Origin of the sequence: Deinococcus planocerae (genome assembly GCF_002869765.1) — a bacterium.
Taxonomy (GTDB): Bacteria; Deinococcota; Deinococci; order Deinococcales; family Deinococcaceae; genus Deinococcus; species Deinococcus planocerae.
This window is the reverse complement of the sequence record NZ_PNOR01000064.1, coordinates 1-10,859: the sequence shown is the minus strand read 5'-3', so window position 1 is coordinate 10,859 and position 10,859 is coordinate 1. Positions and strand designations below refer to the sequence as shown.

At 69.0% G+C, this 10,859-nt stretch carries 8 protein-coding genes and 1 tRNA gene; 7 read left to right on the top strand and 2 right to left on the bottom strand.

Annotation, left to right across the window (positions count from 1 at the left end):
• Positions 1-14 precede the first annotated feature (14 nt).
• The 6 genes from A7B18_RS20375 to A7B18_RS20350 all read left to right on the top strand — a co-directional run bounded on the left by A7B18_RS20375 (position 15) and on the right by A7B18_RS20350 (position 8,541).
• Positions 15-90 (top strand) — tRNA-Gly (locus A7B18_RS20375).
• Between the two features lie 92 nt (positions 91-182).
• On the top strand, positions 183-1,352 hold the full coding sequence (tgt, locus tag A7B18_RS20370) for a tRNA guanosine(34) transglycosylase Tgt (protein WP_102128506.1): 1,170 nt from the start codon (positions 183-185) through the stop codon (positions 1,350-1,352).
• A 384-nt stretch (positions 1,353-1,736) separates the two neighbouring features.
• The gene (locus tag A7B18_RS20365) at positions 1,737-4,658 is read left to right on the top strand and encodes an S-layer homology domain-containing protein (RefSeq protein ID WP_102128505.1); all 2,922 of its coding nucleotides are present in this window, start codon (positions 1,737-1,739) and stop codon (positions 4,656-4,658) included.
• Between the two features lie 66 nt (positions 4,659-4,724).
• Positions 4,725-5,678 (top strand): manganese-dependent inorganic pyrophosphatase, encoded by a 954-nt coding sequence (locus A7B18_RS20360; protein ID WP_102128504.1) that lies wholly within the window; start codon positions 4,725-4,727, stop codon positions 5,676-5,678.
• Positions 5,679-5,759: 81 nt separating this feature from the next.
• Positions 5,760-7,013: a bifunctional folylpolyglutamate synthase/dihydrofolate synthase gene (locus A7B18_RS20355; RefSeq protein WP_102128503.1), complete on the top strand. Its 1,254-nt coding sequence runs from the start codon at positions 5,760-5,762 to the stop codon at positions 7,011-7,013.
• A 34-nt stretch (positions 7,014-7,047) separates the two neighbouring features.
• Entirely contained in the window at positions 7,048-8,541 is a 1,494-nt protein-coding gene (locus A7B18_RS20350; protein WP_102128502.1) for a carboxypeptidase M32, read from the top strand.
• 67 nt (positions 8,542-8,608) lie between these two features.
• On the opposite strand, the gene A7B18_RS20345 is transcribed toward A7B18_RS20350, so the two are convergent.
• A complete protein-coding gene (locus A7B18_RS20345) occupies positions 8,609-8,860 on the bottom strand; it encodes a hypothetical protein (protein ID WP_102128501.1) in 252 nt (83 codons plus the stop codon).
• Between the two features lie 288 nt (positions 8,861-9,148).
• On the opposite strand from A7B18_RS20345, the gene A7B18_RS20340 reads away from it, so the two are divergent.
• Positions 9,149-9,538 carry a helix-turn-helix domain-containing protein gene (locus A7B18_RS20340; RefSeq protein WP_102128500.1) on the top strand — a complete coding sequence of 130 codons (390 nt, stop codon included), beginning with the start codon at positions 9,149-9,151 and terminating at the stop codon, positions 9,536-9,538.
• A gap of 71 nt (positions 9,539-9,609) precedes the next feature.
• Here A7B18_RS20340 and A7B18_RS22165 read toward each other — a convergent pair.
• Positions 9,610-10,859, bottom strand: a 1,250-nt coding sequence (locus tag A7B18_RS22165; RefSeq protein WP_245872993.1) for a bactofilin family protein, incomplete at its 5' end; no start/stop codon positions are given.

The following is a 10,859-nucleotide window of genomic DNA, read 5'->3' as shown; positions in this document are numbered from 1 at the left end:
GTGCACAACACAACGCGGGAGTAGCTCAGCTGGTAGAGCACTACCTTGCCAAGGTAGATGTCGCGAGTTCGAATCTCGTCTCCCGCTCCACCGTCCCCCCCACCCCCCGCGGTGGGGCTTTTTGTTGACTCTCCTTGTTTGGGTTTCCATTTTGTGCAAGAACGTTCGGGCACAATACCCGGATGTTTGAGTTCGAAATTCGGCATCGGGATGGCCGGGCGAGGGTAGCAACCTTCACCACGCCGCGGGGAACCGTACAAACGCCGATGTTCATGCCTGTGGGAACGCAGGGAACGGTCAAGGGACTCAGCCCACAGGAACTTTTGGACGTGGGCTCGCAGATGATCCTGGCCAATACCTACCATCTCATGCTCAGGCCCGGCGAGCGGCTGGTCGAGGCGCATGGGGGCCTTGCCGGATTTACTGCCTACCCCGGCCCTTTCCTGACAGACTCGGGGGGATTTCAGGTGATGAGCCTGGGGCACATGCGCAAGATCACGGAGGAGGGCGTGACCTTTAAAAGTCATGTCGATGGCAGCCTGGTGAGCCTGACGCCGGAACGCAGCGTCGCCGTGCAGGAGGCCCTGGGTGCAGACGTGATCATGGCGTTCGACGAGTGCCCGCCCCACCCCGCCGAGCGGGAGTACATTCGCCGGAGCCTGGAGCGCACCGTCCGGTGGCTAGAGCGGTGTCAGACCGTCAAGACTCGCGGGGACCAGGCGCTGTTCGCCATCGTGCAGGGGGGAGTCCACGCGGACCTTCGCCACCTGAGCCTGGACCTCACGCTGCCGTTCGAGACGCCGGGATTTGCCATCGGTGGTCTGGCAGTTGGGGAGTCCAAGGAGGAAATGTACCCGGCGGTCGCCCTGACGGCAGCGCGGTTGCCCGAGCACAAGCCCCGCTACCTGATGGGCGTGGGACACCCTGAGGACCTCGTGGCCGCCATAGCCCTGGGTGTGGATATGTTCGACTGTGTTTACCCCACGCGCACGGGCCGCTTCGGTTATGCCCTGACGGATGACGGGCGCCTGAACATGAATTCAAGTGCCCCCCGCACCCAACTGCAACCCATAGACCCCGAGTGCGATTGTTACGCCTGCCAGAACTTCACCCGTGCCTACCTCGCCCACCTCGTCCGCGCCGAGGAATTGCTCGCCCCCCGGATGCTCTCCCTGCATAACATTCGCTACCTTCACCGACTGGTGGAGCGTGTCCGGTCGGCAATCGCTCAGGGTAATTTCAGGCCCTGGGCACAGACTTGGGCACAACGGTACTTTCGGCAGAATATCCCTGAATGGTTTGAGGGCGCATTGGCCGCTGCCGGTGATCAAGTTGAATACAAGCGTGCGTAAGAGTCGATTTGCGCTGGTGTCGTCCAGCAAAAGTTTTGGGCGAATTTAGTGCTTGGACAGTGCGGAGTGTAAGATTTGAATAGTTCCATAAAGCTTCAAGCTCCCTACGAATAGCGTCTTTAGTGATCAACCTTCACGATCCCGTCAGATTGGCCTTCATCAACCCCAGAAAGACAGGTTCACCCTGCTCTCAGGGTTGACCCCATGTTCTTCACGCTTGTATCATCCGTCTGATCTGACTTTCCAAAGCCATAGGCGGCGGCGGTCAGGTTGCGCGAAAGGGCGCGGATGGCGAACTGCACCGGGAGAGGAAACTCGGCAACTCGCCCCACCGTCTACTCCAGTGCCGGAAGTGCCTCGGACGCGCCACGCTTTGGGGGTTGTATGAAGAAGAGCTTGTTCGTTCTCACGGCTGCACTGTCGTTCGGCTTCGCCAGCGCGCAGACGGCCACCCCGGCTGCTCCGGCGACGGCGACACCCGCCGCCACCCCGGCTGCGGCTCCTGCGGCGTCGCAGGTGCCCACGCTGACCGACGTTCCCGCCGGTCACTGGGCCAAGGACGCCATCGACCGTCTGGTGAGCCAGGGCATCATCCTGGGCTACCCGGACGGGACCTACCGCGGCACCCAGAATCTGACCCGCTACGAGGCCGCCGTGATCCTGGCCCGTCTGCTCGATCAGGTGCGCCAGGGGCAGGTGAACCCCGGTAACCTCAGCCCGGAGACCCTGACCTCGCTTCAGAACGCCATCCAGGAGCTGGCGGCTGACCTGACGGCGCTCGGCGTGCGCGTCAGCGACCTCGAAGAGAACGCGGTGAACCGCGAGGACTTCACTCGCCTGGAGGCGCGCGTGGAGCAGCTCGCCACCGCCAGCGGTGACGCAAACGCCATCGCGCAGCTTCAGTCGCAGATTGCCGATCTGACGGCGCGTGCCGACGATTACGACGCCCTGCGCGCCGACATCGACGACAACGCCAGCAGCATCGCGGCGCTGAACGACCTCACCGTGCTGCTCAACCAGGACATCCTGAACCTGCAAGACCGCGTGAGCGCCGTCGAGAGCGCCCAGGCGGACTTCGTGCAGCGCGCGGACTTTGACAACCTCGCGGGCCGCGTGGGCACCATCGACACGCGCGTGACCACCCTGGAGAACGCGCCGCGCTTTACCGTTGTGGGTACGATCAACGCGGTGTACGGCAACATCGCTCGGACCAGCGGGATTGCCGACTTCGACGTCGACCGCCTGACCCGCCAGACCTTCGCCGACGGCGTGTTCAGCACGGGCGTGAACTGCCCTAACGGTGTCTTCGCAGCCTCTGGCAACCCGGTGAGCTGCATCGACACGAACAACCGCTCGTTCGTGGGTGACAGTGAAGTCGCTTTCGGAGTCCGGGCCACCAACCTGCGGACGGCGAACGGTCAGATCACCGTCAACAGCGCGGAGCTCAACTTCAACGTCGACAACGAGGTGACCCAGGGCAGCCCCCTCAACGTGACCGTGGGCAGCGCGGCGGCCAGCGGCACCATCGCCGGGCAGCAGTTCGACGTTCGTTACGAGTCGAGCAACAGCAAGTTCAAGTTCAACGACTACCTGTTCGCCAACGACAACGACACCGAGGAGGCTGTCCCGAGGCGTGGCTTCGTCGTCAACGTGACGGGCAACCCCGCGGACACGGCGCTCCAGCCCAAGGCGACGGTCGTGGTGGGCAATGCCAACACGGCCAAGCTGGATTCCAACAACGGGGCCGCTCAGCCGCGGGTCCTCCAGGGCAACTACTACGGCGTGCGCTTCAGCGTGAACCCCGCCAACTTCGGTACGGTGGGCGTGTCGTTCGCCCAGAACGACAACAACCGCAGCGCACTTGGCGTGGACTACAACCTGGGCTTCGGGGCCCGGAACGCGGAGGGCAACGCGCCCTTTAACGTGACCGGCGCGTACGTCGCCAGCATCCCGCAGACGGTGGCTCCGATCATCGGCGGCGGTGACATCGGAGGCACGTTGGCCGCCCGTGACCAGGCGTTCTTCACGAACGCTACGGCTGACCTGGGCATCGCCCGCTTCGGTGCGAACTTCCGCGCGATTGACCCCGAGTTCGCTGCTGGCGTGGCGGGCATGAGCGCCAACGATTCCAACTACTACTACGGCCAGGGCGCGAACGGCTACAAGTCGAGCGCACCCTACATCGCCGATCAGGTGGGCTTCGGCGCGGGCGTCGGCACCAACCTGGGCCCCGTGGCGCTGGCGGCGTTCGGCGACACCTACGTGCCCTACATTGCCGCCGACGACGCGCCGCGCAACACCAGCTTCGGTGTGAGCGCCGGTGCGCGCCTGGGGGCCCTGAGCCTCGTGGGCTTCTTCAACCGTGCGACCCAGGACGACGCACTCATCAGCGCCGACCTGACCTACGCGGGTCCCGACGGCAACGGCTTCCTGTACAACAGCTCCACTCCGTACATGGACGTGGCGGACGTGCCCTTCGCGTTCTCCAGCACCTTCGGTGCCCGCCTGCGTCACGACGGCACGGCAACCAATGCGCTGATTCGTGGCCTGAACATCACCGGCGCATATGCTCGCTTCTACGAGGAAGAGCTGGGCGCCAACGACTTCCAGGTCTACGCCGACTACAGCGGCAACGTCTTCGGCGTGCAGGTTCAGCCGTTCGCCCGCTACCACCTGTTCACCACGCCGAACAACGCGGCGGTGACGGACACGGGCAACACAACCGCTGCCGGAGGTAACCTGACGGCGGCGACGTACAACACTGTCAAATACGGTGTGAAGCTCAGCACCCAGCCCTTGACCGCCGTGCCGCTCCAGCCCAGCGTCTTCGTGAACTTCGCCAACCGCATCACCAACTACGGTGACGCCCGGGTCGAGGTGGCGGGGGACACGACGACCGAGCTGTTCGGTCAGGCAGGCGTGACCTTCAACCGTTTCCTGGCGCCTAACCTGAGCGCGAGCCTGGGTTACGCCTACTACCAGGGCTTCAACGTGGCCAGCACGACCGTTGGCAGCAGCGCCAGCGCTGCGACGGCGACCTACAGCGCCGCTTCGGACCGCATCTACGCCAGCCCCTTCAGCAGTGCCAACACCCCCTTCGCGGGCGACAACGCCGGTCTCAACAGCGGACGTTCGCAGGGTCTGTTCGCTCAGGTGAGCTGGAACGGCCTGTCCGCGAACTACGGCGTGTTCTACAACGACGATTTCCGCCCCAGCGCGCCCGCTGTCGGCACGACCCCCGCTTACAACAACACGGGTCGGAGCATCGCCCAGGGCTTCAAGGTCGCCTACACCTTCCGCTTCTAACCCTCTGTGCGCTGAGGAGGCCCTCCGGGGCCTCTTCTTTTTTGCCCCGGGCATTACAATCGCGCCATGCTGGCTGTTTTTGGACACACCAACCCGGACACCGACGCGATCACCTCGGCCCTCGTGTACGCCCGGCTGCTCAGCCGTCAGGGGGTGGAGGCGCGGGCCTACCGGCTGGGCGACCTCAACTTCGAGACGCCCTTCGTGCTGCGGGAGGCGGGGGTGGAGGCTCCTGAGATGTTGCCCGAGCTGGGGGCAGGCGCCCGGGTGGCCCTCGTCGATCACAACGAGAGCGCGCAGTCGGTCTCCAACCTCTCCGAGCTGACCGTGACGCGGGTGGTGGACCACCACAAGCTGGGCGACCTGACGACCTCGCAGCCCGCCTCCCTGCGCTTCGAGCCGGTGGGGTGCACGGCGACCATCCTGCTCAAGCTGCACCGCGAGGCGGGGTTGTCGGTGGAGCGCACCGACGCGCGGCTGATGCTGAGCGCCATCCTCAGCGATACCCTGCACTTCCGCAGCCCGACGACCACGCCGGACGACCGCGAGGCGGTGGCGTTTCTGGCGCCCATTGCGGAGGTCGCGGACGTGGAGGCCTACGCGCTCGCGATGTTCGCCGCCAAGAGCGACCTCGGGGACACGCCCGCCGACACCCTGCTGCGGATGGACTACAAGGTCTTTCCCTTCGGGGACCCGGCTAAACCCCAGACCGTGCAGCAGTGGGGCCTCGGCGTGGTCGAGACGACCAATCCGGGGTACGTGCTCGGTCGGCAAGAGGAACTGCTCGCCGCGATGGACCGGGCGCGGGCGGAAGACGGCCTGAACGGCGTGCTCCTCTCGGTCGTGGACATCCTGCGCGAGACGAACCAGACCCTGGTGCTGTCCGCCACCGAGGAGAAGGTGCTGCGCGAGGCGTTCGGGGTGGAGCCCGAGGGAAAGCTCGCCGACCTGGGGAGCCGCATCAGCCGCAAGAAACAGATCGTGCCGACGCTCGAAGCCTACTTCACGCCGGGCGCCTGACCCGGGGCCGGGAAGGAGAGGCCGGGAGGAGAGGTCCGGCCCCTCTTCTCCGGCGTCCGGCGCGGCTCCTATCCTGCCCGCATGACCCCCACGCCCGACCTGGAATGGCTCTTCGCGCGGCAACGGTTCGGCGTTCATCCCGGGCTGTCCCGGGTGCGTGCCCTGCTCGCCCGTCTGGGTGATCCCCAGGAGCGTTTCCGCGCCGTGCTCGTCGGCGGCACGAACGGCAAGGGAAGCACCGCCGCGAACCTGGCCTCCAGCCTGACGGCGGCGGGGGAACGGACGGGCCTCTTTACCAGCCCGCACCTGACGCGCTTTGCCGAGCGCTTCGTGGTCGCGGGCGCTGAGCTCCCGCCGGACGTGGTGCGGGAGGCCCTGGGACACGTGCGGCCCCACGCCGAGGCCCAGGGCGCTTCCTTTTTCGAGATCGTGACGGCCCTGGGCTGCCTCCTCTTCGCGGGGGCGGGGGTGGGGGTGGCCGTGATGGAGGTGGGCCTCGGCGGAAGGCTCGACGCCACGAACGTCCTCGACCCTGAGCTGAGCGTGATCACCAACGTCGCCCTCGATCACACGGCCATCCTGGGCGAGACGCGGGAGGCCATCGCGGGGGAGAAGGCGGGCATCCTCCGCGCCGCTCACCCCGCCGTGACGGGGGTGGACGCCGACCTCCTGCCCCTGCTGGAAGCGCGGGGGGCGGACCTCTGGGCCCTGGGGCGCCAGGTCACGCTGGAGACGACCTCGCTGGGCTGGAACGGGTGGGACGTGCGCCTGAGGCTGCCGGGGGCGGTGCTCGCCTTCCGCACCCCGCTGCTCGGCGAACACGGGGCGAGGAACGCCGCGCTCGCCGCCGCCGCCGCCCACCGCCTCGGGGTGGGGGAGGGGGCGATCCGGGCGGGCGCGGCGGGGGTGCGCTGGCCGGGCCGCCTGGAGGTGCTGCCGTGGCGGGGGGGCCGGGTAATCCTCGACGGGGCGCACAACCCGGACGGGGCGCGGGCGCTCGTGTCCGCCCTGCGGGGGCTGGGGGTGGAGCATCTTCCCGTCGTCTTCGGCTCGGCGGCGGACAAGGACGTGGCGGGGGTGGCGGCGGCCCTGCGCGCGGTCGCGTCTGAGGTCATCCTCACCCGGGCCGCCCTCAGCCCGCGTGCCGCCGATCCTGCCGACCTCGCACCGTTGTTCGAGGGGCTCCCCGTTCGCCTCGCCGACTCGCCCGGGGCGGCCCTCGACCTCCTCCCGCCCGGGGGGCTCGCGGCCCTGTGCGGGAGCCTGTACCTGATCGGGGAGGTGCGCCCGCTCGTCCTCGGTGAGGCGGGGGAGGCGTGGGAGCGCTGGCAGTAGGGTGACCCTGCCCGCCGGACGCTAGGCTGCGGGCATGAGCATGGACGAACTGAAACGCCGTCTCGGGCAGGTCAGCGACCTGAACGCCGCCGCCGGGCTGCTGTCCTGGGACCAGGAGACGCAGATGCCCCCTGAGGGGGCCCGGGTGCGGGGCCTCCAGATGGCGACCCTGGAAGGCCTCACGCACGAACTGTTCACGGCCCCGCGCACCGCCGAGCTGCTGGACGCGGCGGGCACTCCCGCAGGCGAGACGGACGCCGCCGTCGTGCGGGTGGCCCGCCGCGACTTCGAGAAGGCGACCCGGCTCCCCACCGAATTCGTGGAGGAAGCTGCCCGCGCCCGCAACGAGGCGCACCACGCCTGGCTGGACGCCCGCGAACGCAGTCATTTCGCCACCTTCGCCCCGCACCTGGGGAAGATGATCGACCTCGCCCGGCGCCGCGCCGACCTCCTGGGCTACGAGGACCACCCCTACAACGCCCTGCTCGACGAGTACGAGCCGGGGATGCGCTCGGGGCAGGTGCGGGCGGTCTTCGCCGACCTGCGCGACCGCACCCTCCCCCTGCTGCGGCGCGTCACGGCGGCGGGGAACGCGGCGGACTACGGCGTGCTGACCCGCCCCTTCTCCCCCGAGGCGCAGAAGGCCTTCGCGTGGCGGGTGGCGGGCGAGGCCTTCGGGCTGGGGCCGGCGTTCTCACGGCAGGACGAGAGCGCCCACCCCTTCCAGACAAACTTCAGCCGGGAGGACGTGCGCATCACGACCCGGGTGGAGGCGTACTGGCCCGCCTGTCTCTTCGGCACCTGGCACGAGACCGGGCACGCGATGTACGAGCGGGGAGTGGCGCCGCGCTGGGAGCGCACGCCCGTGTCGGCGGGGGCCAGCCTCGGCGTCCACGAGAGCCAGTCGCGCCTGTTCGAGAACCTGCTCGCCCGCTCCCGGCCCTTCTGGGAACGCTACCTCCCGGCCCTCGCCAAGGTCGCGCCCGAGGTGACGGCGGGACTTGATGCCGACACGATCTACCGCGCCGTCAACCGCGTTCAGCCCAGCCTGATCCGGGTCGAGGCCGACGAGGTGACCTACAACTTTCACGTCATGCTGCGCTTCGAACTCGAACTCGCCCTGCTGGAGGGCACGCTGCGGGTGGCCGAGCTGCCGGAGGCCTGGAACGCGAAGATGCACGACTATCTGGGCCTGACGCCCCCGGACGACGCGCGGGGCGTCTTGCAAGACATCCACTGGTCGGCGGGGCTGATCGGCTACTTCCCGACCTACACCCTCGGCAACCTCCTCAGCGTGCAGCTTCTGGAGGCGGCCAGGAGGGACCCGGAGATCGCGGCGGGGATCGAGCGCGCCGAGTACGCTCCCCTGCTGGCGTGGCTCGCCGAGCAGGTCCACAGCCACGGACGCAGCCTCACGCCCGCCGAACTCACCGAGCGGGCCACAGGCCGTGCCCTCAGCGCCGACCCCTACGTCGCCTACCTGCACGCGAAGTACGAGGACATCTACGGGCTAAAGGCGGAAGGCTGAAGGCCAGAAAAGGCAGCGAGGGCAGAAGCTTTCCCGGCCTTCTGCCCCCGGCTTTCGACCTTCCGCTTTATACCGCCTGCCTGCGCTCCGCCTGGGTGACGAGGTAAGCGCGGGTGGCCCCCAACCAGAGCTGGGCGAGGTCCTGGTGGGGATGGGCGCGCTCGCGCAGGGCGAGGTTCCCGACCGAGAGGTGGCGCTCGACCCGGCGCACCGCACCCAGCCCACCCTCGTTCTCGGTCTCGATCAGGGTGTTGAGGACGGTGGTGGGATGAACGTACCCCACGCGGATACTCTCGGCGATAATGTCCAGTGCGCGCATAGGCCGCCCTCCTGTCACGATGCTCGGGCACAACCCCGCAGAGAGGCTGAGACCTGAATTCATCCTTTGATTACGATAATAGCAGAGTGTCTAAGGGGAGGCAAGAAGAGGGGGGCTCTATTCTGTATTGACCGTACCGGGGAGCGGTGTTACACTCCGACCAAGGGTGTCCCGTTCTGCTCACAGGCAAGTTCCGTGGCGGGCCGGTCCCGCCCGAGGCGGCACACCTTCCTGCTCCGGGCACCTGGAGACGGAAGCGAGGCGACGCCGCAGCCAAGGAGGTGAAAGATGAAACTGCACGAACGACTCCGCGAACTGCGCAGCGAACGCGGGCTGCGGCTCAAGGACGTGGCCGAGACCGCCGGGATCAGCGTTCCGTACCTCAGCGACCTCGAGCGCGGGCGCACGAACCCCAGCCTGGAGACCCTCCAGACGCTGGCGGGGGCCTACGCCATCACGGTGCACGACCTGCTCGAGGGCGTCGAGTTCTACGGCGACTCCACCGAGGGGGCGCTGCCCAAGGGGCTGGCCGACCTCGTGGCCGACCCGGCACTCGGCGGGCAGCTCACGCCCGACTGGGTGCGCACCCTGTCGCGCATCGAGCTGCGCGGCAAGCGCCCCCGCGACAAGCAGGACTGGTACGAGATCTACTTGCACCTCAAGCGCATCCTGAGCTGAGTTTCAGCCGGAAGCGCAGTCGGAAAGGCCAGGGCCGGAGCATCGATGCTCCGGCCCTGACTTTTTGACCTTCAGGCCGGGAACCTTCCTCCCGCCTCCTGCCCCTGCCGGGTGAGGAGCAGGGTGCCTGCGCCCCACGCGCCGCCCACGAGCACGAGCACGAGGGCCAGCGGCGGCACGCTGAGGGAGGCGGCGACGGTGCACAGCCCCAGCAGCGCGCCCACCGCGTCGGGAAGGGGCAGGCGCAGCCGGTAGGCCAGGGCGCGGCCCGCGTCGTAGGCGGTGACGCTCAGGCCGGTGGCGACGGTGAGCAGGGCGAAGGCCGTGGCAAGAAGCGCGGGCACGAGCAGCCCCACGAGCGCGAGCCCGAGCGCCGGGCCGATCAGGAGGGCGAGGGCAAGCACGCCGAGCGCGAGGGTCCGCAGCGGGGCGTGGCGCTGGCGGCGGGCGAGCATGGGCGCGACCCCCGCCACGAACAGCCCCAGCAGCATGGCGCCCGTGAGCACCACGAAGACCCGGCTCCACGCCGCGCCGCCCAGCCAGCCCAGCAGGGGCCGGAAAGCGGTGGCGGTCGCGACGCTCAGCCCGGGGGGCGGCGCCGTCTCCAGGGCGCTTGCGTCCCCCGGCGCGTGCCCGAGCAGGGCGTTCACCCGGCCCGAGACCTGGGCGCCGGGCTCGCGCCGCACGTCGCCCAGCAGGGTGATGACCTCGCCGTCCACCCGGGCGCCGGGGGCGAGCGTCACGTGGCCGCCCACGGCGATGACGTTGCCGCTCACGGCGCCGCGGACCGTCACGTCGTGCCCCACCGTGACCCCGCTGCGCGCAAAGGCCTCATACAGCGGCGGCAGGGTGAGCACGGCGGCGAGCACGAAGGCCCCGGCCCCGAAGCGCTGTACGGCGGGCGTGGGGCGCCACGCGACGAGGACGCTCACGGCGAGCAGGAGTGCGAGCCCCACCCCCGCCAGAGGCGAGACCTGCGCCACCAGCGTCTGGAGGACCGTCGCCCCCGCCGCCAGGTTCGGCCACGCGGTCGTCACCGCGAGCAGCGTCAGCCCGGCGAGCAGCCCCGAGACGAGCAGCAGCGGCGCGGGGTTGTGGACGGGAGGCGGAGGGGAACCCGGCACCGGGGCCTGCGCACCCGCCTCCCGGGCGATCCGCGAGGCCAGGGGGCCCGCCAGCCCGACGGGAGGAGCCGGGGCAGGCCGGGCCAGCCGCGCCGCCCACGCGATCTCGGGAGCGACCCGGGGCGCCACGCCGGGCACCGCCGCGGGAGGGGAGAGGAGGGCCGCCGTCCGCACCCGGTCCACCACGTCGGCGGCCA

Coding starts and splice junctions, on each gene's coding strand:
- A7B18_RS20345 (WP_102128501.1), bottom strand. CDS start 8,860: ATGCGCGCACTGGACATTATCGCCGAGAGTATCCGCGTGGGGTACGTT.
- tgt (WP_102128506.1), top strand. CDS start 183: ATGTTTGAGTTCGAAATTCGGCATCGGGATGGCCGGGCGAGGGTAGCA.
- A7B18_RS20340 (WP_102128500.1), top strand. CDS start 9,149: ATGAAACTGCACGAACGACTCCGCGAACTGCGCAGCGAACGCGGGCTG.
- A7B18_RS20350 (WP_102128502.1), top strand. CDS start 7,048: ATGAGCATGGACGAACTGAAACGCCGTCTCGGGCAGGTCAGCGACCTG.
- A7B18_RS20365 (WP_102128505.1), top strand. CDS start 1,737: ATGAAGAAGAGCTTGTTCGTTCTCACGGCTGCACTGTCGTTCGGCTTC.
- A7B18_RS20355 (WP_102128503.1), top strand. CDS start 5,760: ATGACCCCCACGCCCGACCTGGAATGGCTCTTCGCGCGGCAACGGTTC.
- A7B18_RS20360 (WP_102128504.1), top strand. CDS start 4,725: ATGCTGGCTGTTTTTGGACACACCAACCCGGACACCGACGCGATCACC.